Below are 21,873 nucleotides of genomic sequence, written 5' to 3'. Positions count from 1 at the left end.
CGCTGGATCAGCCGAGCGCCGCAGCGATCGCCCCTTCCAGCGCCTCGGGCTTGGTCTGCGGCGCGTAGCGGTCGATCACCCGGCCGTCGCCGTCGCAGAGGAACTTGGTGAAGTTCCACTTGATCGCGCCCGTGCCGAGGAGGCCCGGCCGCTCGCGCTTCAGGTGGACGAAGAGCGGGTCGGCCTCGGGGCCGTTCACCGCGACCTTGGCCAGTACCGGGAACGTCACGTCGTAACCGAGCGTGCAGAACTGCGCGATCTCCGCGGCATCGCCCGGCTCCTGCGCGCCGAACTGGTTGCACGGGAAGGCCAGCACCGCGAGCCCGCGGTCGCGGTGGCGCCGCCACAGCGCCTCCAGGCCGGCATACTGCCCTGTGAAGCCGCATTTCGAGGCGGTGTTCACGATGAGAACCGGCCGCCCGCGATACTGCGCGAGCGCGTGCGGGCTGCCGTCCGCGGCGCGCGGCGCGAAGTCGTGGATCGTGGTCATGGGTCGTCCGAACCAGGCGCCCCGGGGGCGGGGCGCCTCCGACAGCTAGGCCGTCGCGCGCCGCTCGACCAGGCGGGCGAGGTAGGCGCTGCCGATCGGGATGATCGTGTCGTCGAAGTTGTAGCTCGCGTTGTGCAGGCCCGGCCCCGGGTTCGAGCCGAGCCAGGCATAGGCGGCCGGCACCTTCAGCGCCATGTCGGCGAAGTCCTCGCTGCCCATGCGGGGCGGGGCGCTGGTGTTGACCTGTGCGTCCCCGAACAGCTCGGCGGCGATCTCGGCCGCGGCCCGCGTCTGCTCTGGGGCGTTCTCCAGCACCGAGAACACGTCCTGGATCTCGACCGTGATCTCGGCGCCGTAGGCCGCCGCGAAGCCCGCCGCGAGCTCCCGGATGCGGCGGGCGGCCAGCGCCCGCAGATCCCGGTCGAAAGTCCGGATGGTGCCGGCCATGTCGGCGCTCTCGGGCACCACGTTGTAGGCCGAGCCGGCGTTGAGCCGGGTGATCGACAGCACGATCGACTTCAGCGGGTCGGCGTTGCGCGAGACGATCGACTGCATCGCCTGGGCGAGGCCCGTGATGATCACGATCGGGTCGATGCCCTTGTGCGGCTGCGCCGCGTGGATTCCGCGGCCCTGGACCCGGATGTCGAAGAAGTCGGCCGCCGCCATGATCGGGCCGGGGCGCAGGCCGATCGCGCCGTGCGGCCCGTTCGGCTGGTTGTGCAGGCCGTAGATCTCGTCGCAGGGAAATTTCTCGAACAGGCCGTCGGCCAGCATGGCGCGGGCGCCGCCGCGGCCCTCCTCGGCGGGCTGGAACACGAAGATCGCGGTGCCGTCGAAGTCGCGGGTCTCGGCGAGGTAGCGGGCCGCGCCAACCAGCATCGTGGTGTGCCCGTCATGGCCGCAGGCGTGCATCTTGCCCGGATAGGTCGAGCGGTAGGGGAGATTGGTCTCCTCCTCGATCGGCAGGGCGTCCATGTCGGCCCGCAGTCCGACGCGCCGGCCGCCGCCGCCGCGCCCCTTGAGCACGCCCACCACCCCGGTGCCGCCGATACCCCGGTGCACCTCGATCCCGTAGCCCTCCAGGAGATCCGCCACGATGCCGGCGGTACGCACCTCCTCGAAGCCGAGTTCAGGATGGGCGTGAAGGTCGCGCCGGAGCGCGGTCAGCTCGTCGGCGTAGGTCTTGATGCGGTCGATTGGGCTCATCTCGGACTCAGGTCTCGCGCTTGAACGGGGTCAGGCTGTCGAATTCCCCCACGAGGGCTTTCACGTGGGCACGCTCTCTCTGCAAGTAGTCGGCCACGGCTTTGCGCAACCCTGGGTCGGCAATGTCGTGGGCCGAGTGCATCAGGACAGGTCGGTAGCCGCGGGCGAGCTTGTGCTCCCCTTGCGCGCCCGCCTCGACGCGCTTCAGTCCGCGCGCGATCGCGAAGTCGATCGCCTGGTAGTAGCAGATCTCGAAGTGCAGGAAGGGGTGGTCCTCGATGCAGCCCCAATTGCGCCCGTAGAGAGCGACGTCCCCGATCAGGTTGATTGCGCCCGCGATGTAGCGGCCCTCGCGCCGGGCCATGATCAGTAGCACCCGGTCGGCCATCCGCTCAGAAAGCAGCGAGAAGAAGCGGCGGTTGAGGTAGGGGCGACCCCATTTGCGAGCCCCGGTGTCGGTGTAGAAGGCGAAGAACGCGTCCCAGTGCGCCTCGGTGATGTCCGAGCCCGTGAGGTGCTCCACCGTGATGCCATCGGCGAGCGCGTCGCGCCGCTCGCGCCGGATGCTCTTGCGCTTGCGTGAGGCCAGCGCTTCCAGGAAGGCGTCGAAGCTGGCGTAGCCCTCGTTCACCCAGTGGAACTGCTGGTCGGTGCGCTTGAGGAAGCCGGCCGCGCCCGCCCGCTCCCACTCGGCCTGCCGCATGAAGGTGACGTGGATCGAGGAAGCCTCCGCCTGGTCGCGCAGCGCCCGCAGGCCCGCGATCAGCCCGGCCGTGGTGACGTCCGGGTCGGCACCCGGCGCGATCAGGAAGCGCGGGCCGGTGACGGGGGTGAACGGCACGCTCACCTGCAGCTTCGGGTAGTAGGAGCCGCCCGCCCGCTCGTAGGCGTCGGCCCAGCCGTGGTCGAACACGTACTCGCCCTGGCTGTGGCTCTTCAGGTAGCAGGGCACGGCGCCGAGGAGCGCGCCGTCCCGCTCCAGGCTGATGTGGAGGGGAAGCCATCCGGTCTCGCGGGAGACGCAAGCGGAATCCTCGAGCGCCGACAGGAAGGCGTGGGAGACGAAAGGATTGTGTGTCTCGTCGCCGTCGCCGAGGGTCTCGGCCGAGGTGGCGCAGGCGTCCCAGGCGGCCGCGCCGATCTCCTTCAGGCCGGCGAGCGCGCGCACCTGCAGGGCAGAGGCGGTCTCGCGGGGCGAACCGGGTGTCTCCATAGGCGCAGATCTAGACCCGAACGCCAGAGGGGCCAAGCGGTTCGGGCCCCGGCCGCCCCGGCCTGTATCGGGCGCGGCGTCGCAGGCACAGACGTGCCCCGGAGACCGTGGGTCCCCAGGGCACGCCTCCGGTGTTAGATCAGCGGGCCGCGGGGGCGGTGCCGGTGCGCGGCATCGTGGCCCCGGTTCCGGTGCCCGCGCCGCCGGGCGCCACCGTCCCGGTCGCGCCCGGCATGTCGCGGCCCGGCATGCCCTTCTCGGCGTTGCTCTTCACGCTGCCCGGATTGTTCATGTTCTGCTCGGCGCTGCCGGCGGGCATGCCGACCGTGCTGCCGGGCGTCGTGGTCGCCTGCGCGAAGGCTGCGCCGGTCAGGGCGAGCGTGGCGGCGAAGGCGAGGGCGGTTGCGCGCATGGTGTTCTCCGGGTTCTGAAGAGATGTCCTGCGGTGATCCACAGTGATCCACCTACGAACGATCCGGATCAGGAAAGGTTCTATACAATCGCTCGGAACGTTTTGCTGCGATGCAGCTAGAGCAGGCTCGGCCGAAGTCGGAACGGACTCTGTGGCCGAGCAGCCTTCGACCGGAGAGACGTGTTCCATTCACATCTGATCGCCGACGGCTCCAGTGAAAGCGGGCGGCGGCGCGCAGCCGCTCGGATGGGGATCCTGACGCCGGCCCGGCCCCGGGGCAGCCCGAACGCCGGGATCAGCCCTCAACCCGGTCCGGTGGTGCGCCGCCTGGCACGACGGCCGAGCGGTCGGCGGCATCCGAGGCGTAGGCATTGATGATCGCGGCGAGGAGCCCCGGGAACCGCGCCTCCACCTCGGCGCAGCGCGAATGGTTGCGCATCTCCACGCCGTGACGCTCGCTGCGGATCAGGCCGGCCTCGCGCAGCACCTTGACGTGGTTGGACAGCGACGATTTCGGCAGGACCCGGTCTCCCAGGGCGGAGACGGCCGAGCAGGCCTCGACGCAGCCCGCCTTCATGATCCTCGCGAAGATCGCCGCGCGGTTCGGGTCGGACAAGGCGTGCAGGATCGCCTCGGGGGGCACGTCCTCGATGTCTGGGTGGAACAGCGGCCTCATCGTTTTCTCATATGGGGGTCTTGAACCATCGCGCCACAGTTCCAAACTTCCGAACTATGGGACCGAGGCCGCCGTCCGGGCGCCGGCCCATGCGCAGGTCATCTGCGAAGGATAGCACGGAAGGTTCGCCCACATGGCAAAGCTTGAAGGCAAGGTCGCGGTCGTGACCGGCGCATCGAAGGGCATCGGCGCCGGTATCGCCAGGGCGCTGGGGCGCGAGGGCGCGGCGGTGGTTGTCAACTACGCGTCGAGCAAGGCGGGCGCGGAGGCGGTGGTCGCGGCCATCACGGCGGCCGGCGGCCGGGCCGTCGCGGTCCAGGGCGACGTCTCCAAGGCCGAGCAGGCTCATGGCCTGATCGAGGCGGCGGTGGAGCGGTTCGGCCGTCTCGACGTGCTGGTCAACAATTCCGGCGTCTACGAGTTCGCCGCGATCGAGGAGGTGACGGAGGCGCATTACCGCCGCCTCTTCGACGTGAACGTGCTGGGCGTCCTGCTGGCGACCCAGGCGGCCGCGAAGCATCTGGGCGAAGGGGGCAGCATCATCAACATCTCGTCGGCGATCACCGACGTGCACACCCCGACCGCGGCGGCCTATGCGGGTACCAAGGGTGCGGTGAACGCGCTCTCGGGCGTGCTCGCCAACGAACTGGCCCCCCGCAAGATCCGCGTCAACGTGGTGAGCCCCGGCCTGGTGGTCACCGAGGGCACGCACACGGCCGGCGTCGTCGGCTCGGACATGGAGGCCGGCATCGTCGCGCAGACGCCGCTCGGCCGCGCGGGCCAGCCGGACGACATCGCCGGGGTGGTGGCGTTCCTCGCCTCCGACGAGGCCCGCTGGCTGACCGGCGAGGTGATCAACGCCAGCGGCGGCATCCGCTGACGGCGCGGCGGCGAGCGCGCCCGGAAGCGCTCGCCCGCTGGCCGGTGTGATCACCCGGTCGGCGGGGGATGTTGCGGCAGGCGATCACGGCCGGGAGCGTCCCACCAGCGCCGCGACCGGATCGGCCGGGCCGCCTTCCTCCGTCAGTCCGGCGACGACGCCTGCCCGGTCGGCCTCCGAGCGGTTCTGGCTCATCTTCCACTTGCCGGCGATGCGCGTGAGCGTGATCTCGATCCCGACGATGCCGCGGATCTGGGCGGCGGTGAACGCCTCGGGCGCATCGGAGACCGCCCAGGGCTCGGGCCGTGCGGCCTCGCGGGCCGCCGTCAGGTCCTCGATCTGGCGGCGCAGCCAGCCTTCGTCCTCGACGACGCGGGGGCGGCCCCAGGCCTGGACCACCGCGTAGTTCCAAGTCGGCACGACCCGACCGGTCTCGCGCTTGGTCGCGTACCAAGAGGGCGTCACATAGGCCTGAGGCCCCTGGAACACGCAGAGGCACTCACTCACGGTCGCGAGATCCTGCCATTGCAGGTTGGGGCGGGCCAAGTGGGCGCGGAGCGTGCCGTGCGCGCCGTCGTCGTCGAGCAGGAACGGGATCGGGTTCGCCAGCAGGCCGCCCGGGCCGGCGCTGACGAGGAGGCCGAGGGGGTGGGCACGCACCAGTCCGGCCAGGAGCGTGGGGTCGTCCTCGCGAAAATGCTGCGGCTCGTACACGAATCCCCCCTCCGGCATGCGGGCTGTGCAATGCCGGAGAGGCATGAACCGAAATGGCTCGGACCGGAAGGGCCGTCAGGCCGGCGGCGTGAGGACGAGCTTGCCCACGAAGGGCGCGTTCTGCTTCGTCGTGGCGGTGCAGGCGAAGTCGTGCTCGCCCGCCGGCAGGGTGCGAAGCCGCAGCGTCCCCTTCCCGTTCTGCTTGACGAGGTAGCCCTTCTCGCTCGCCACATGGACGAGGTCGCCGTCCGCGTGGAGAACACGGGCGTTCTCGAACTGGCCCGGCGCCGTGATCGTCACCGGCGTCTTAGCGTGGCTGACCACGCGGATCTCCACATTGGTGTCGGCCGGCAGGCGCAGCTCCGCGGGGGCGCAGACGGGCTTCCCGTCTTGCTCGTCGATGGTCAGCTCGATGGGGGGCATGGCGTCGGTAGCGGGCTTCGGCAGCGGCTTCGTCTGCTCGGCCGAGGCCGGGCCCGCGAGCGCCAAGGCCGTGATCAGGCTGCCGACCAGCAACGTGTGCCGGGGGGTGAATCGCATTGCGTCCGCTCCGTCTCCAGGGTCGGGAAATCCGTGCAGACAGTGCGGGCGGGCGCCCGCGGGTTCCGGTGCGCGACGCGCCGCCGCGTCCGCAGGCTTCGGGCGTCGCCTTCCGCGCGCCGCCGTCGATCCCTTCGCCGGTTCGCGCGTTGCCGACGCGGACCGGCGCGTGGGCCAGGACGTGCTATGACACGACGCCGCACGCGCGACGGACGCGAATCGACGGCATCGGCCGCCCTGCGGGCGGTCCCGAGGAGACGGAAAGACACTGCATGAGCGCGCCGCGCGAGGTCGAGCTGAAACTGGAATGCGTCGGGCCGGATCTCTCCGCCCTGGCCAGGCACCCGCTGCTCCAGGGGGCACCGGAGCCCCGGCTTATCGTCTCCACCTACTTCGACACCGCCGACCAGGACCTGCGCGCGGCCGGGCTGACGCTCCGGGTCCGGCGCAAGGGCGAGACCTTCGTGCAGACCGTGAAGTCCGGCGAGGGCGGCATCGGCCTGTTCGACCGGGCCGAGTGGGAAGTGCCCGTCCCGGGCGAGGCGCCGGAACCGGAGGGCTTCGCCGACACGCCGGTCCGCGCGGTGCTGGAGGGGGCGAAGGATCCAGCGCTCGCGCCCCAGTTCAGCACCGTGGTGATGCGGGCCGAGCACCCGGTCGATTACGGGGCCTCGCGCATCCTGGTGACCCGCGACGAGGGCCGGGTCGAGACGCCGTCGAGCGGGGACGCCGCCCTGACCGAGCTGGAACTCGAACTCGAATCCGGCACGGCCGGCGATCTCTTCGCCCTGGCCCAGGCGCTCGCCGAGACCGTCCCGCTGCGCCTCGGGGCGCGCGCCAAGAGCGAGCGCGGCTTCGCCCTCCTCGACGGCCGCTCGCTCCGCCCGACGAAGGCCGAGCCGGTCGTGATGCCGGAGGGTGCGCGCGCGGCGGACGCCTTCCGCCTGATCGCGCTGGCCTGCCTGCGCCAGTTGCGCCTGAACGAGGCCGTCTTTCTGGCCGCGAAGCCGCCGGAGGCTCTGCACCAGATGCGGGTCGCGATCCGTCGCCTCCGCTCGGCCTTCTCGCTGTTCAAGCCGCTGCTCTCGGCCGACCCGCGCGCCGCGATCCTCAACGACGAGATCAAGCGGGTCACCGAGCCTTTCGGGCAGGCGCGCAACCTCGACGTCTTCCTGGCCACCACCCTGCCCGCCGAGATCGAGCGCCGGCCGGACGAGCCCGGCCTTGTGGCCCTGCGCGAGCGGCTGGAGGCCGAGCACGCCCGCGCCTACGCCGCCGTGCTGGCCACCCTCGACGCCCCGGAATGGCGCGCGCTGCTGATCGATCTCGTCGCCTGGATCGAGACCGGGCCATGGCGCGAGGCCCCCGGCGCCGACGAGGATGCCCGCGACTTCGCCGCCCGGGTGCTCGATCGCTTCCGGCGCCGCGTGAAGCAGCGCGGCCGCCACCTCGACCGGCTCGACCCGGAGGAGCGCCACCGGGTCCGCATCGCCGCCAAGAAGCTGCGCTACGGCGCCGAGTTCTTCGCCGGGCTCTACGATTCCAAGAAGGCCCGCAAGCGCCACAAGGTCTTCGGCGACGCGCTCTCCGATCTGCAGGACCATCTCGGCGCGCTCAACGATCTCGCCACGGCCCACACGGTGATGGCGGACCTCGCCGTGCCAGAGGACGGACCGGCGGACGGAATGGTCGCGTTCGCGGCGGGCCTCACCGCCGCCGACAAGGAGGCGGACGCCGACGCCCTCCTCGAGAAGGCGGCCGAGGCCCACGACGACTTGGTCGACGTGAAGCCGTTCTGGCGCTGACACGCGGCTCACCGAGGGGTGGCTGGAGCGCCGGCTCGCTTCCGACGCCGAGGCGCGGCGGGCCGCCCCCGGCGGAGGGGGCGTCGGTGGCGGCCCGCCAGCCGTGTCGCGGATCGCGACCCGGCCGGCAGAGTTTCGGACGCACGCATTTCTGGCGTGTGTCCGCCTGCGGCTATTCTGTCTGTGAGGCGCTACCCTGGTCGGACCGCTGTGGAGACCCTCGCCCGCATCGCCGGGCGCCGGGCTCAAGAGCGGCACGGGGAGCCTTGTTTCCGGTCTCTTCGGACCGGGCCGACCGCGACGGAGTCGCGTCGGTCGAGGCCATGTCCCGCGGCGTGAGCTGTCTGCCGACCCGCCCCCACGGGGGCGGGCCGGAGACCTGCCTCAGGTGCCGAGGCCGCCGACGCAGACGTACTTGGTGTTCAGGTAGTCGTCGATGCCCTGGTGGCCGCCCTCGCGGCCGACGCCCGACTCCTTCACGCCGCCGAAGGGCGCCACCTCGGTGGTGATGATGCCCTCGTTGACGCCGACCATGCCGTATTCCAGCGCCTCCGAGACCCGGAAGACCCGCCCGAGATCGCGCGTGTAGAAGTAGCAGGCCAGCCCGAACTCCGTGTCGTTGGCCATCCGGATCGCCTCCGCCTCGTCGCGGAAGCGGAAGAGCGGCGCCAACGGCCCGAAGGTCTCCTCCTTGGCGACATCCATGCCCGGCACCACGTCGACCAGCACGGTCGGCTCGAAGAACGAGCCGCCGAGCGCGTGGCGGCGGCCCCCCGCGATCACCCGCGCGCCCTTGGCGGTGGCGTCGCGGATATGCGCCTCGACCTTCTCGACCGCGGCGTGGTCGATGAGCGGGCCCTGCACCACGCCCTCCTCCGCGCCGTTGCCGACCTTCAGGGCCTTGGCGGCTGCGGCCATCTTCTCCGCGAAGGCGTCGTAGATGCCGTCCTGCACCAGCACCCGGTTGGTGCAGACGCAGGTCTGGCCCGAGTTGCGGTACTTGGCCAGCATCGCGCCCTCGACCGCCCGGTCGAGGTCGGCGTCGTCGAAGACGATGAAGGGCGCGTTGCCGCCGAGCTCCATCGACACCTTCTTCACCGTGCCGGCGGCCTGGCTCATCAGGATCTTGCCGACCTCGGTCGAGCCCGTGAAGGTGATCTTCTTCACCAGCGGGTTGCCGGTGAGTTCGCCCCCGATCGCCCGGGCCGAGCCGGTGAGGATCGAGACGAGGCCCGCCGGGATGCCGGCCCGCTCACAGAGCAGGCCCCAGACCAAGCCCGAGAGCGGGGTCTGGGTGGCGGGCTTGATCACGATCGGGCAGCCGGCGGCGAGCGCGGGGGCGAGCTTGCGGGCGATCATCGAGGACGGGAAGTTCCAGGGCGTGATCGCCCCCACCACGCCGACCGGCTCCTTGGTGACCAGGATGCGCCGGTTCTGCCAGGGCGAGGGGATGACCTCGCCGTAGACGCGCCGGGCCTCCTCGGCGAACCACGTGACATAACCCGCCGACATGGTGACCTCGGCCCGCGCCTCGGCGAGCGACTTGCCCTGCTCGGCGGTGAGGATGCGGGCGAGATCCTCCTGGTTCTCGGTGATCAGCGCCGCGAGCTTCTTGAGCAGCGTGGCGCGCTCGGCGGCGGTCTTGGCGCGCCAGGCCGGATAGGCCGCGTGCGCCGCCTCGATCGCCCGGCGCGTCTCCTCGGCGCCTATGTTGGGCACGCGTGCAATGACGGCGCCGGTGGCGGGGTTCGTCACCTCGATCGACCCGGACCCGCTCTTCGACCATTCGCCGCCGATCAGGCAGGCATCGACGAGCAGGCTCGGGTCCTTCAGGGACAGGGTCTCGGTCTCAGGCATTCTGGGGTTCCTTAGGAGGCTGCGGCGTGGCGGGCCGCGGCTTGATGGGCACGCTTAGGGCCGTATTCCTCGCCTGTGCCTCTGCTTTTGTCTCGAACACGTGGGGCGCCAGATCGCGACTTGCCAGCGAGGCGCCGAGCTTCAGCCGCATGAAGGCGCTCGTGGTGTAACGCGCCGCGGTCTCGTAGTAGCGATTCTCCAGATACGCGATGGTGGAGAAATAGGCGTCGCTCACCGTCGGGTCGCACTCGAACCCGTCGTAGTTCGCCACGAGATGGACCTTGCGGCCGATCTCCTGGCAGGCTCGCTCGTACTCGCGGCGCACCAGCTCGACGTCGTCGATCGTGCGGATCTGGTGGCCTTCGAGATTCGAGAACAGGATGTTGCGCTCCGGATCGTAGCTGATCCGCTCTGCAAGAGAGAGGCCGAGCAGCCAGGGCTCCAGCCCCATCACGCCCTCGCGGAACAGGCGCGGGTCCATCGGCCTCGGATTCTGGACGATCGGCGCGAAGCCCATCTGGGCGAGGATGTCCCGCTCGATGTCGATGCCGGGCGCCACCTCGATGAGTTCCATGCCGGCCCGGGTGCGCCGGAAGACGCAGCGCTCCGTCACGTAGAGCACGGGCTGCCCGCGCTCGGCCGCGAAGGCGCCGGAGAAGGTCACCTGCTCCACCGCAGCGATGAACTTCCGCGAGCGCCCCTCCTGCAGGATGCGCACCTGCCCGTCCTCGATCGCGATCCCCAGCCCGCCCGCCGTGAAGGTGCCGGCGAAGACGAGGCTCTTGGCGTTCTGCGAGATGTTGATGAAGCCGCCCGCCCCCGCGAGCCTTTTGCCGAAGCGGCTGACGTTGACGTTGCCTTGGCCGTCGCACTGGGCGAGGCCGAGGCAGGCGAGGTCGAGCCCGCCGCCGTCGTAGAAGTCGAATTGCTGGTTCTGGTGCAGCACCGCCGCGGGATTGAGCGCCGCACCGAAATCGAGCCCGCCCTGCGGCAGGCCGCCGATCACGCCGGGCTCGGCGGTGAGCGTCAGGTATTTCAGCACCCGCTCCTCGGCGGCGACCGCGGCCACGCCCTCCGGCATGCCGATGCCGAGATTGACCACGCCGCCCGGCGGCAGCTCGAAGGCGCAGCGCCGCGCGATCACCTTGCGCTCGTCGAGCCCGATCGGCGCGATCCGGTCCAGCGGCACGCGCTGGCGGCCCGTATAGGCGTGGTTGTAGGCGGTGCCATAGGTCTGGCGGTGGTTCTCCGGCTGGCTCAGCACCACGCAATCGACCAGCACGCCAGGCACCTGCACCTCGCGCGGGTTGAGCGAGCCTGCCTCGGCCAGCCGCTCGACCTGCGCGATCACGAAGCCGCCCGAGTTCTTCGCGGCCATGGCGGCCGCGAGGTTGTCCAGCGTCAGCGCCTCGCGCTCCATCGTGATGTTGCCGGCCGGGTCCGCGGTCGTGCCGCGGATCAGCGCGACGTGGACCGGGAAGGCCCGGTAATGGAGCCAGGGCTCGCCGCCGAGCTCGACCACGTTGACGAGATCTTCGGTGGTCTTCGCGTTGAGCTTGCCGCCCTCGAGCCGCGGGTCCACGAAGGTGTTGAGGCCGACCTTGGTGATGTGGCCGGGCGTGTGCGCGGCGATCTCGCGGTAGAGGTGCGAGACGACGCCGAGCGGCAGGTTGTAGGCCTCGATCTCCCCCTCGACCGCCATGGCGCCGAGCTTGGGCACCAGCGACCAGTGGCCGCCCACGACCCGCCGCACCAGGCCCGGCAGCGCCAGCCGGTTGAGGCCCCGCTCCTTGCCGTCGCCGGGGGCGGCCGCGAACATCAGCCCGAGGTCGCGCGGCGCGCCCGTCGCCTCGAAGCGGCGGGCGAGCGCCAGGATCAGCTCGTCGGGCGTGCCGATGCCGACGAAGCCCGACACCGCCACCATGTCGCCGTCGTGGATGATGGCGGCGGCCTCGTCGGCGCTGACGATCTTGTTCTTCAGGCTGCCCATCGCGACGCCCCCTCCCCTCGCTAGCCGCGCGCGCTCAGCCAGTCGGCGATGCCGGAGCCGAGCAGCGCCTGCGCCTTGCCGCCGACGAAGACGCCGACATGGCCGCCGGGCAGCCCCAGCTCCGTGTAGTCCTGCGTGCCGATCTTGCCCTGGAGGGCCCGCGACGTGGCGGGCGGGATGATGTGGTCGTCCTTGGCGAAGACGTTGAGCACCGGGCAGGTGATGTCGGAGAGCTTCACCGTGCGGCCCGACAATTCGAAGCGGCTCTCGACCAGCTTGTTCTCCTGGTAGAGGTCCTTCAGCCACTGCTTGGCCGCCTCGCCCGGATGGTCCGGCCGGTCGGCGATCCACTTCTCCATGCGCAGGAAGTTCAGGAACTTCTTCTTATCGGCGAGCGCGTCGAGCAGGTCGAGGTTGTACTTCGTCAGCGTCCGCATCGGCGTCATCATGGAGAAGACCGAGCCCATGAAGGCGCCGGGCAGAGACCCTTGCGTCTCGATCAGCCGGTCGATGTCCTCCGGCCGCAGTGAGCGCGCCCAGAGGTTGATGAAGCCGTGGCCCGGACGGTTGTCGACCTGGTCGGCGTGGAAGTCGATCGGCGTGATGGTGAGCACCATCGCGTTGACCTGATCGGGGTTGAGCGCCGCGTAGCAGGTGGTGAAGACGCCGCCCTCGCAGATGCCGAGCAGGTTCAGCCGCTCGCGCTGCGTGCGCTCCTGGATCACGTTGACGCACTCGGCGAGGTAGCCGTCCACGTAGTCGTCGATGGTGACGAAGCGCTCGGCCCGGCCGGGATTGCCCCAGTCGACCACCCAGAGGTCGAGGCCGAGGTTCAAGAGGTTGCGCACCAGCGAGCGGTCCTCCTGCAGATCCGCCATGGTGTAGCGGCCGATCAGCCCGTAGACGATCAGCACCGGGGGCAGGCCCTTGGATTCGGCGAGCGGCCGGTAGCGGTAGAGCGAGACCTTGTCCTGGCTCCAGACGAGGTCCTTCGGCGTGGTGGCGATCTGCACGTCCGCGTCGCGGATCTCGCCGAAGAGCTTGGCGCCCTCCGCGAGGCGGCGTCCGAGCGCGGAGGCCTCCGCCACGGCGTCGGCGGGCGTGATGGTGGGGCGGCTGCTGCTCACGCGGTGGCCTCCATCCGGCCGGAGCGTCTCGCGCGCTTGAGCGCGCGCAGTTCCCGGCGCAGTTCGGTGACGGTCTTGTGCAGGTCGTCCAGTTCCGAGCGGGTCGGGTAGCCGAACATCCGGCTGTAGAACTCGGCGAGATCCCCTTGCGCGACGCGCAGCTCGGTAGCCGCCTTCAGCGAGTCGCGCTGGCTCGTCAGGAAAGCCTCCGAGCGCTGGGTCTCGACCAGCACGTCGTTCGCCGTCTCGATCCAGAGCGCCATCAGTTCGCGGGCCGATTCGAGCGGCTTGCCGGCCTCGGCCCGGGCGTTCACCGCTTGCGAGAAGGCGCCGGTGGCGCGCGTCCAGGCCTCCAGCATCAGGGTGTTGTGCTCGAGGTTGCGCCGCCTCAGTGCCGTCCAGGCCGCGGTGAGCGCGGCGAACTTGCGCTCGACCTGGAACAGGTCGGCGAATTGCGGGCCCTCGGCCATCCGGCTGAGCGCCGCATCCACCTCGCTGGTGGCCGAGAGCCAGCCGCGCGGGTCGAACACCTTGGCCAGCACCTCGGCGGCGACCGGGTCCTGGCCCTCCTTGTCCCGGAGGCTCGTCGTGAAGCTCGCGGCGACCGCCTGCGCGTCGGCCCAGGCGCGGGCGTAAGCCGCTTGCGCCTTCTGCGCCGCGTCGGAATCCGCCGCGAGGGCGGGACCGGCCGCGAAGGCGCCCATCATGTTGGCCTGCGCCTCGGCGAAGGAGCGCGCACCCCGCCCCCAAAGCTCCGCCATCGCCTTCACGCTCTCGAAGGGATCCATCGACACCGCCTCCCCTGTCCCGAACCCTCGCGCCGCCGGGCGTCCAGGCCCGGCGGGATCCCGATCGCCTCAGGCCGCCTTCTGGGCCGTGCCGTCGAGGGCCTCGGCGTAGATCGCGTAGGCGTCCTTGTGGGTGACCTCGCGCGGGTTGTTCACGAGGAGGCGGGTCTGCTTCATCGCGTCGGTGGCGAGCCGCTCAAGGTCATCCTGCTTCACGCCGACTTCCGCCAGCGAGGCCGGAACCTTGCAATCCCGGCAGATCGCCGCGAGCCCGTCCACGAAGCGGGCGGCGGCCTCGCTCTCGGGCAGGTTGATCGCCTCCGGATCGAGGATCGGCGCGAGCTCGGCGTAGAGCCCCTGCGCGTGGCTGAGGTTGAACCGCATCACGCCCATCAGCACGAGGGCGTTCGAGAGCCCGTGCGGCACGTGGAAGATTGCGCCGATCGGATAGGCCAGCGCGTGCACGGCCGCGACCGGCGCGTTGGCGAAGGCCATGCCGGCCAGCATCGAGCCGAGCAGCATGCCCGAGCGTGCCTCGAGGTTCTTCGGCTCCGTGCAGGCGGTGCGGATATGGGTCGAGAGCAGCGCCAGCGCCTGCTTGGCGAGCTGGTCCGAGATCGGGTTCTTCTTGTTCTTGCTGGTGAAGGCCTCGGTGGCGTGCACCATCGCGTCGATGCCGGTGGCGGCGGTGACGTGGGCCGGAAGTCCCAGGGTCAGTTCAGGGTCGAGCACCGCCCAATCGGGCAGGAGCTTGTGGGAGACCACGCCCTTCTTCTCGGTGGTGGGCGTGGTCACGATCGAGATCGGCGTCACCTCCGAGCCGGTGCCCGCGGTGGTGGGCACCAGGATCAGGGGCAGGCGCTCGCCCAGCGCCAGGCCGACGCCGTAGATGTCGTCGAGCCGCTCGTCGGACTTGGCGAGGTAGGCCACGAGCTTGGCCGTATCGAGGGCCGAGCCGCCGCCGATCGAGAGGACGAGATCGGTGCTGGCCTCGCGGGCACGGGCGGCGGCCGCCTCAATGATGCTGGCCGGCGGGTCCGCCTTCACGTCGTCGTACACATCGATCTGCACGCCGGCCTCGGCCAGCGCCGTCTCGGCCGCGGCGGTCAGCCCGGCATCCCGTACGCCCTTGTCGGTGACGAGCAGGACGCGCTTGGCCTTCAGCCCGGCCACGATCTCGGGGAGCTTGGCCGAGGCGCCCGCCTCGAACAGCACGTTCGGCGTGGTCTGGAAGGTGAAGGGCTTCATGGCGCGCATCCTCGGCTTCGGCGTCGGGCCCGCGCGCGGGAGTCCGCGCGCGGCAGTATCAGGTGCCTGGGTCGTCCCGCCTCAGGCGGTCGCCTCGGGCTGCGACGGCTTCACCTTCTCGCGCAGCTCCTTCACGAGCACGCGGGTGTTCTCCGAGTAGTCGATCGGCACCGCCACGAGGTGGACGCCGCCGGCCTGGAACGCCTTCTCCAGCGTCGGCCCCAGATCCTCGACCGCGCCGACCCGGTGTCCCGTGGCGCCGTAGGACTCGGCGTACTTCACGAAGTCCGGGTTCTTGAAGGTCATGCCGTAATCCGGGAACTCGTCCACCGCCTGCTTCCAGCGGATCATGCCGTAGGCCGAGTCGTCCAGGATCAGCACCACGAGGTTGAGGCCGAGCCGCACGGCCGTCTCCATCTCCTGGCTGTTCATCATGAAGCCGCCGTCGCCGCACACCGCCATGACACGGCGCTTCGGGTAGAGCAGCGCCGCCATCATCGCCGAGGGCAGGCCCGCGCCCATCGTGGCCAGCGCGTTGTCGAGCAGCAGCGTGTTGGCCACGTAGGTGCGATAGTTGCGGGCGAACCAGATCTTGTACATCCCGTTGTCGAGGCAGACGATGCCGTCCTCGGGGATCACCCGGCGCACGTCGCGCACCAGCCGCTGCGGGGTGACGGGGAAGCGGTCCTCGTCGGCCCGGTCGGCGATGCGGGACAGGATGTGCTCGCGCAGCGGCAGCAACGCGCCCGCGTTCGGCAGCCTGTCCTCCAGCCGGTCGGCGAGCAGCTTCAGGGTGGGGCCGAGATCGCCCACCACCTCGGCGTCGGGGTAGTAGACCTGCTCGACATTGGCCGGGGTGTAGCTGATGTGCAGCACCTTCTGGTCCGGCTGGCCCATGAAGAAGGGCGGCTTCTCCACCGTGTCGTGGCCGATGGCGATGATGAGGTCGGCGGCGTCGATCGCCTCGTGCACGTAGTCGCGCTCCGACAGGGCGGCGGTGCCCATGTAGAGGCGGGTGCCGTGCGCGACCGTGCCCTTGCCCATCTGGGTGGTGAAGAACGGGATTCCGGTGCGCTGCACGAAGCCGCCGAGGTCGCTCGTCGAGCGCGGGCGGGAGGCGGCCGCGCCCAGCATCACCAGCGGGCGCTTGGCCGCGACGATCATCTCGGCGGCGCGCTCGATCGCCTTCGGATGGGCGACCGGGATGTCGATCGGGTGGGAGGGCACCGTGTACGAATCGGCTTCCTCGGCCGCGATGTCCTCGGGCAGCTCCAAGAGGACCGGGCCGGGCCGCTCCTCCATGGCGACCCGGAAGGCGTCGCGCACGATGGTGGGGATCGAGGAGGCGGAGACGATCTGGCGCGCCATCTTGGTGATCGGCTTCATCGAGGCGATGACGTCGACGATCTGGAAGCGGGCCTGGCGCGAGGAGAGGATGCCCTTCTGGCCGGTGATGATGATCATCGGCATGGCGCCCAGATGCGCGTAGGCGGCGCCGGTCGAGAAGTTGAGCGCGCCCGGGCCGAGCGTGGCGAGGCAGACGCCGGGCTTGCCGGTGAGCCGCCCGTAGGTTGCGGCCATGAAGGCTGCGGCCTGCTCGTGGCGGGTCAGGACGAGCTCGATCTTCGAGGTGCGCAGGGACTCGACGATGTCGAGGTTCTCCTCGCCCGGGATGCCGAAGACGCGGTCGACGCCCTCGTTCTCCAGCGCTTGCACGAGCAGGTCGGATCCCTTCGGCATCCTCTCGGTCCCTCTTCAATCGCGCCGCGCCCGCCCCATCCGGCCGCGCGGTCCCAGTGTCGGATGCTCGGGGTTTCCTGCAAGCTGGCGCATCGGACAACCAGTTCAGCCGAGCGAATCAAGACACGAGTATAGGATTCGCGTCGGATGAAAGCGGTTGCACGCCACCGTCCCGCGGCACGCAGCTTTCGTGCCGTGAGGCCCCGCGCGGCGAGCGGAGGCGCCCCGCGCCGGTAGCCGGGGAACCTCACCGCGCGAGGGCCGTGTCAGCGCCCGTAGATGTCCTCGACGCGGATGATGTCGTCCTCGCCGGTGTAGGATCCGACCTGGACCTCGATGAGCTCGAGCGGGATCTTGCCCGGGTTGGTCAGCCGGTGCATCGAGCCGATCGGCAGGTAGACCGCCTCGTTCTCGTGGACCAGCACCACCCGCTCGTCCACCGTTACCTCGGCCGTGCCCTTGACCACCACCCAGTGCTCGGCCCTGTGGTAGTGCTTCTGAAGGGAGAGGCGTCCGCCCGGCGTCACCATGATCCGCTTCACCTGGAAGCGTGCGCCGATGTCGATGCGCTGGTACCAGCCCCAGGGCCGGTACATGCGCAGATGCGCGTCCGCCTCCGGATGCGCGCGGGCGCGCAGCTGGCCCACCAGCTCCTTGACCCGCCCCGAATGCGCCTTGGAGGCCACCAGCACCGCGTCGGGCGTGGTCACCACGACCACGTCCTCCAGGCCCACCACCGTGGTCAGCCCCTCGCCCTCGCTGTGCACGAGGCTGTTCCGCGTGCCGATCAGCTCGACCCGGCCGCGCAGCGCGTTGCCGTCTCCGTCGCGCTCCAGCACGCCCCAGACCGCGTCCCAGGTACCCACGTCCGACCAGGGGAAGGAGACCGGCAGCACGCCCGCGCGGGCCGTGCGCTCCATCACCGCGTAGTCGATCGAGATCTTTGGGATCTGGCCGAAGGCTTCGGCATCGAGGCGCACGAAATCGAGGTCGCTGGCCGCCGCCGCCAGGGCCGCCTGGGCGCCGGCCATTACCGCCGGGGCGAAGGCTTCGAGTTCGGCCAGCATCACGTCGGCGCGGAACAGGAAGTAACCGGAGTTCCAGAGCGCGCCTTCGGCGATGAGACGCACGGCGCCCGCCGCATCCGGCTTCTCGACGAAGCGCTCGACCGCACAGGCGCCGTGCGCCTCGCCCGCCTCGGCGGCGAGCGGGCTGCCGCGGCGGATGTAGCCGTAATCGGTGGCGGGCCGGGTCGGCTCGATGCCCAGCGTCATGATGGCGCCCGCGCGCGCGCCCTCGGCGGCCGCGGCGACGGCGCGGCGGAAGGCAGGGGCGTCGCCGATGACGTGGTCGGCGGCCATGATGAGCACGATGGCCTGCGGGTCGGCCTTGGCCGCGTGCAGCGCCGCGACCGCGACGGCCGCGGCCGAGTCGCGGCCTTGCGGTTCGAGGACGATGTCGGCGGTGAGGCCGGCCTGCAGGAGCTGCTCGGCGACGATGAAGCGGGACTCGGCCGCCGCGATCACGGTGGCCCGGGCGAACAGGCCGGGCTCGGCCACGCGCAGGGCCGTGGCCTGGAAGGTGGACTGTTCCGGATCGACCAGGCGGGCGAACTGCTTGGGCATGCTCTCGCGCGATGCAGGCCAGAGCCGTGTGCCGGAGCCCCCGCACAGGATCACGGGACGGATGAGGGTCGAAGGCTCGGACATGGTGTGGTCGCCGGGATCCTGCGGTGGCACTCCCGCCACCTTCCGTCCTTTCCTTTAGCCCGAACCCTGCCCGTTTGTCGCGCCGCGATCGCCCCGGGCGTTTTTCAGGCCGCAGCGTCCTCCGACGGCCTCGTCCGCGGTTCGGCCGGCGCTGTCCGGCGCGCCGCGAGGCGGCGGGACAGTCCGCGCCCGCCGCGGTCGAGCAGGTGCGCGGCCACCCCCGGCAGCGTACGGGCGCCCATCAGGGAGCCGAGTGTGAGGCACTGCGTGCCGAAGCGACCCTTGAAGCCCTCGTCGCCGCAGAGGAAGTCGACCGTGTGCAGGCCGTGGTCGAAGGCCCAGACGATGTAGTCGATCATCAGCACGAGGCCCGGCGAGGCGCGCTCGAAATCCGGGTCGTAGGTGGTGACGAACGCCATCAGCGTGCCGCCCTGCACGAAGTTGATTGAGGCGGCGACCGGTGCGCCGTCGCATTCCAGCACGAAGACGCGCAGCAGCCCGGCCTCGTCCAGCACGCGCACCATCGCGGCGAGCGCGCCCGAGCCCTCCGCGTAGAACAGGCCCGGTGGCAGACCGTTGGCCGTGAGCCAGGCGCGCTTCCTGGCGATGAACCAGCCGATCAGGTCGTCGAGGTCCGCGCCGGGCGCGAGCAGGCGGGAGGTCATCGGCCCCCGCTCGGCAATGAACTTCTGACCCCTGCGGTGGTTCTGGCGCATCTTCTTCGGCTGCCCGTCGAACCATGCCTTCCCGCTCGGGAAGGGGCCGCACACTCGCCAGTTCTGCTCGGTGCGGTGGTTCGGGCGCAGGCGGACCCCGCCCGAGGGCGCACCGACCAGCGCGCCGGCCCGGGCCTCGGGACGCAGATGGCTCAGATAGGCGAGGTCGAACCCGCCCGCGCCCGAAAGATGGGCCCACATCCGGGGCAGGAGATCCGCGCCCATGTCAGGGGCGAGGAGCGCGTCCGCGAAGTCGCTGCAATCCTTGGCGGCCCATTCGAGGACGCGCAGGCCGCGGCGGCGCACGGTGGCGAGCGGCAGCACGCCGACGAGGTCCGCGCCGCGCCAGGCCAGCACGATGGCGAGGCGCCGCCCCCCGCCGTCCCGCACGCTGTCCCACCACGCCGAGATCCAGGCGTGGCTCTGGAACACCAGGGCGCCGCGGGCCTTCCAGAGCCCCGTCCAGGCCGGGCCGACCGCCCGGAGCCGCTCGGCCGTGCCGACGATCTCGAACCGTTCCATCGCAGGCTCTCCGTCAGGCGCTCTGCCGGGGCCGCTCCGGCTGCCCGCGCAGACGCCGGACGAAGCGGGCGATGTGCCGGCCCATCTTCTTCAGGGGCAGGATGTAGAGGCCGGAGAGCGACTGATAGGCCGCCGCGTCCCGGTCCATGATGCCGAACTTGAAATCCTCGTCGGGCTTCGGGACGCAGAGCGTGCCGAAGAGCCGGTCCCAGAACGAGAACAGCAGGCCGAAGTTCTTGTCGTAGTGGCGCGGGTCGGTGGAGTGGTGCAGCTGGTGCCAGTGCGGGCACAGGACCACGTGGTTGAGCGCCCCGAACGAGATCTTGAAATGGGTGTGGCGCACGAAGTCCATCATCAGGATGTTGCGCATCACGTAGACGTTGACGCCGAAGATCGTGACCTCGACCGGATCGAGCGAGAGCAGCGTCCAGATCCCGAAGCAGATGCCGGGGATCACGCCGTCCCAGGCGCGGTTCATCAGCTCGTCGAGCGGGTGGACCCGGTCCTTCGTGATGCCGATCATCACCTCGGCCGAGTGGTGCACCTTGTGCAGCTCCCACAGGAAGGGGAAGCGGTGCTGCGCGGTGTGGTAGAGATAGTAGGACAGGTCGTAGGCCAGCAGCATCGTGAGGGTGAAGACCACCACTGTCACCGGGCCGGGCTCGCCGAGGATCGGCTGGTCGATGCCGAAGAGGGCGCCGAACCCGCGGTTCGTGGCGTAGCCCACCGCGACCACGAAGGTGATGCCCGCCGGCAGCATCAGAAACGGCATCAAGACACGCCGCGTGATCCAGAACAGCACGTCGGCGCGCGCCGAGGGGTGGACGATCACCTCGTGCGGGATCGCGAACTCGAAGAACTCCCGGAACGAGTAGCGCTCGGCCGTGCGCAGGTAGGCGACCAGCGCGCAGACGAGCGCGGTGGCGAGCAGGAGCCCCGCGGCGAGCAGGTTGCCCGAGGAGACGCGCCGGATGATCGCGTCGATGAAGTTCATGACATCGTCCATGTCGAGTCCTCCTCGCAGCGGCTTCAGGGCGCGCGGCCCGCGGCCTTCGGGGGGATGAGGGCGTCGAGGAGCGCCGCCACCGGCCGCTCGGCCCCGTCGCGGCGCGTGACGAAGCCGAAGGCGTCGGCGTAGTCCCAGTGGGTCCAGCCGATGCAGCGCCGCTCGGCCGCTGCCCGGACGGCGGCGAGCCAACGGGCGCGGTCGGCCAGGGGAGCGGTGTCGAGGGCGCCGAACTCGTTGGCGATGACCGGGCGGCGGTGGCGCGCGATCCAGTCGCCGACCGGGGCGAACTGACGGTCGATCGCCTCTGCGGTCCAGGGCTGCCGGATCTGCCGGGCGAGCTCGGCCGCCGAGTCCGCCCGGCCTTCGCGCGCGAGGCGCGCCGCGACCGCCCGCACGGCCGGGTCTTGCGACGCGGCCGGGAAGGGCAGACCGCCGAGAAAGCGCAGCGGGTCGTCGGCCGCGCCCCAGTCGTTGCCCTGGTGGGTGAAGGCCATCGGATCGTAGAAGTGAAAGGCGTAGACGAGGCGCGGGTCGTCGAGGGGGGTGAGCGCGGCCATCGCCTCGACACGCTGCGGCCCACCGGGCGACACGACGAGGATCCGCTCCGGCGCGTGGACCCGCAGGGCAGCCACCGCGCGCGGCAGCTGCCCGGTCCAGGCCTCCGCGTTCGGCGGTTCGTTCAGCACCTCGAACAGCAGCCGGTCCGGGGCGAGGCGTGCGTAGCGCCGCGCCAGGACCGCCCAGGCCGCGTCGAGCAGCGCCAGCGCCCGCTCGGGCTCGGCGCGGTGCAGGGCGCCGAAGCGGTCGCCCGGATGCATGTCGAGGCTCACGGTGAAGCCGGCATCGAGGAGCTGCCGCAGAGCCGCGTCGAGGCGCCCGAGCCGCTCGGCCTGGCCTGTGCCCGTGCCCAGGGCCGGCATCAGGTGCTCGCCGTCGAAGGGCAGGCGCACATGGGTCAGGCCGCGGGCGAGCAGCCGGCGCAGCAGGACGGGATCGGGCGGCGTCGGGGCGTCCCCCTCGATCCAGCCCGTCAGGTTGAAGCCCCGGGCGAGCCGGCCGACGAGGGAAGCCGGCACCCCGCGCTCGGAGTCGCCCTGCGCCGCGCAGAGCGCGGCCCGGCCGGGCGCCGCGGCGGCCGGGCCCGGCAGGGCGAGCAGGAGAGCGAGCAGGAGACCGGGCAGGAGACCGGGCAGGAGACCGGGCAGGAGACCTGGCACGAGGGCGCGCATCG

The 21,873-nt window shown here is 70.9% G+C and carries 19 protein-coding genes; 2 read left to right on the top strand and 17 right to left on the bottom strand.

Annotated features, from left to right (window positions below; all coding sequences use genetic code 11):
* Nucleotides 1–7 precede the first annotated feature (7 nt).
* The 5 genes from DK427_RS13205 to DK427_RS13185 form a co-directional block, all read right to left on the bottom strand.
* The gene (locus DK427_RS13205; protein WP_109951674.1) at nucleotides 8–490 is read right to left on the bottom strand and encodes a glutathione peroxidase; all 483 of its coding nucleotides are present in this window, start codon (nucleotides 488–490) and stop codon (nucleotides 8–10) included.
* Between the two features lie 45 nt (nucleotides 491–535).
* The gene (locus tag DK427_RS13200; RefSeq protein ID WP_109951673.1) at nucleotides 536–1,696 is read right to left on the bottom strand and encodes a M20 aminoacylase family protein; all 1,161 of its coding nucleotides are present in this window, start codon (nucleotides 1,694–1,696) and stop codon (nucleotides 536–538) included.
* Nucleotides 1,697–1,703: 7 nt separating this feature from the next.
* On the bottom strand, nucleotides 1,704–2,909 hold the full coding sequence (locus tag DK427_RS13195; RefSeq protein WP_109951672.1) for a GNAT family N-acetyltransferase: 1,206 nt from the start codon (nucleotides 2,907–2,909) through the stop codon (nucleotides 1,704–1,706).
* A 139-nt stretch (nucleotides 2,910–3,048) separates the two neighbouring features.
* A complete protein-coding gene (locus DK427_RS13190) occupies nucleotides 3,049–3,321 on the bottom strand; it encodes a hypothetical protein (RefSeq protein WP_109951671.1) in 273 nt (90 codons plus the stop codon).
* A gap of 295 nt (nucleotides 3,322–3,616) precedes the next feature.
* Nucleotides 3,617–3,997, bottom strand: a complete 381-nt coding sequence (locus DK427_RS13185) for an ArsR/SmtB family transcription factor (protein WP_109951670.1) — start codon at nucleotides 3,995–3,997, stop codon at nucleotides 3,617–3,619.
* A 133-nt stretch (nucleotides 3,998–4,130) separates the two neighbouring features.
* Here DK427_RS13185 and DK427_RS13180 point away from each other — a divergent pair, with 133 nt between their 5' ends.
* Entirely contained in the window at nucleotides 4,131–4,877 is a 747-nt protein-coding gene (locus DK427_RS13180) for a glucose 1-dehydrogenase (RefSeq protein ID WP_109951669.1), read from the top strand.
* 84 nt (nucleotides 4,878–4,961) lie between these two features.
* Here the strand turns inward: DK427_RS13180 and DK427_RS13175 are convergent, their stop codons facing one another.
* A complete protein-coding gene (locus DK427_RS13175) occupies nucleotides 4,962–5,591 on the bottom strand; it encodes an FMN-binding negative transcriptional regulator (RefSeq protein WP_109951668.1) in 630 nt (209 codons plus the stop codon).
* 75 nt (nucleotides 5,592–5,666) lie between these two features.
* Complete coding sequence (locus DK427_RS13170; protein WP_109951667.1) at nucleotides 5,667–6,131, bottom strand: cupredoxin domain-containing protein; 465 nt, start codon at nucleotides 6,129–6,131, stop codon at nucleotides 5,667–5,669.
* A 272-nt stretch (nucleotides 6,132–6,403) separates the two neighbouring features.
* Here DK427_RS13170 and DK427_RS13165 point away from each other — a divergent pair, with 272 nt between their 5' ends.
* Nucleotides 6,404–7,936 (top strand): CYTH and CHAD domain-containing protein, encoded by a 1,533-nt coding sequence (locus tag DK427_RS13165; RefSeq protein WP_109951666.1) that lies wholly within the window; start codon nucleotides 6,404–6,406, stop codon nucleotides 7,934–7,936.
* A 384-nt stretch (nucleotides 7,937–8,320) separates the two neighbouring features.
* Here DK427_RS13165 and DK427_RS13160 read toward each other — a convergent pair whose 3' ends face one another.
* From DK427_RS13160 to DK427_RS13115, 10 genes are all read right to left on the bottom strand, one after another.
* Nucleotides 8,321–9,793: an NAD-dependent succinate-semialdehyde dehydrogenase gene (locus tag DK427_RS13160; protein ID WP_109951665.1), complete on the bottom strand. Its 1,473-nt coding sequence runs from the start codon at nucleotides 9,791–9,793 to the stop codon at nucleotides 8,321–8,323.
* Nucleotides 9,786–11,783: an acyl CoA:acetate/3-ketoacid CoA transferase gene (locus DK427_RS13155; protein WP_109951664.1), complete on the bottom strand. Its 1,998-nt coding sequence runs from the start codon at nucleotides 11,781–11,783 to the stop codon at nucleotides 9,786–9,788. Before DK427_RS13155 ends, DK427_RS13160 begins: the two co-directional genes overlap by 8 nt.
* A 20-nt stretch (nucleotides 11,784–11,803) precedes the next feature.
* A complete protein-coding gene (gene phaC, locus DK427_RS13150) occupies nucleotides 11,804–12,910 on the bottom strand; it encodes a class III poly(R)-hydroxyalkanoic acid synthase subunit PhaC (protein WP_109951663.1) in 1,107 nt (368 codons plus the stop codon).
* On the bottom strand, nucleotides 12,907–13,698 hold the full coding sequence (locus tag DK427_RS13145; RefSeq protein ID WP_109951662.1) for a poly(R)-hydroxyalkanoic acid synthase subunit PhaE: 792 nt from the start codon (nucleotides 13,696–13,698) through the stop codon (nucleotides 12,907–12,909). Before DK427_RS13145 ends, phaC begins: the two co-directional genes overlap by 4 nt.
* Nucleotides 13,699–13,767: 69 nt before the next feature.
* The gene (locus DK427_RS13140; protein WP_109951661.1) at nucleotides 13,768–14,946 is read right to left on the bottom strand and encodes an iron-containing alcohol dehydrogenase; all 1,179 of its coding nucleotides are present in this window, start codon (nucleotides 14,944–14,946) and stop codon (nucleotides 13,768–13,770) included.
* Between the two features lie 81 nt (nucleotides 14,947–15,027).
* On the bottom strand, nucleotides 15,028–16,686 hold the full coding sequence (locus tag DK427_RS13135) for an acetolactate synthase large subunit (protein ID WP_109951660.1): 1,659 nt from the start codon (nucleotides 16,684–16,686) through the stop codon (nucleotides 15,028–15,030).
* A gap of 266 nt (nucleotides 16,687–16,952) precedes the next feature.
* Nucleotides 16,953–18,395, bottom strand: coding sequence for a mannose-1-phosphate guanylyltransferase/mannose-6-phosphate isomerase (locus tag DK427_RS13130; protein ID WP_109951659.1), 1,443 nt, complete (start codon nucleotides 18,393–18,395; stop codon nucleotides 16,953–16,955).
* Nucleotides 18,396–18,499: 104 nt separating this feature from the next.
* Nucleotides 18,500–19,633 carry a GNAT family N-acetyltransferase gene (locus tag DK427_RS13125; protein ID WP_109951658.1) on the bottom strand — a complete coding sequence of 378 codons (1,134 nt, stop codon included), beginning with the start codon at nucleotides 19,631–19,633 and terminating at the stop codon, nucleotides 18,500–18,502.
* 13 nt (nucleotides 19,634–19,646) lie between these two features.
* On the bottom strand, nucleotides 19,647–20,639 hold the full coding sequence (locus tag DK427_RS13120; RefSeq protein WP_109951657.1) for a sterol desaturase family protein: 993 nt from the start codon (nucleotides 20,637–20,639) through the stop codon (nucleotides 19,647–19,649).
* Between the two features lie 23 nt (nucleotides 20,640–20,662).
* Nucleotides 20,663–21,871 (bottom strand): glycoside hydrolase family 5 protein, encoded by a 1,209-nt coding sequence (locus tag DK427_RS13115; RefSeq protein ID WP_162559795.1) that lies wholly within the window; start codon nucleotides 21,869–21,871, stop codon nucleotides 20,663–20,665.
* Nucleotides 21,872–21,873 lie beyond the last annotated feature (2 nt).

Origin of the sequence: Methylobacterium radiodurans, from assembly GCF_003173735.1 — a bacterium.
GTDB lineage: Bacteria > Pseudomonadota > Alphaproteobacteria > Rhizobiales > Beijerinckiaceae > Methylobacterium > Methylobacterium radiodurans.
Note: the sequence above shows the minus strand (reverse complement) of the source record. Positions and strands in the feature narration are given on the sequence as shown.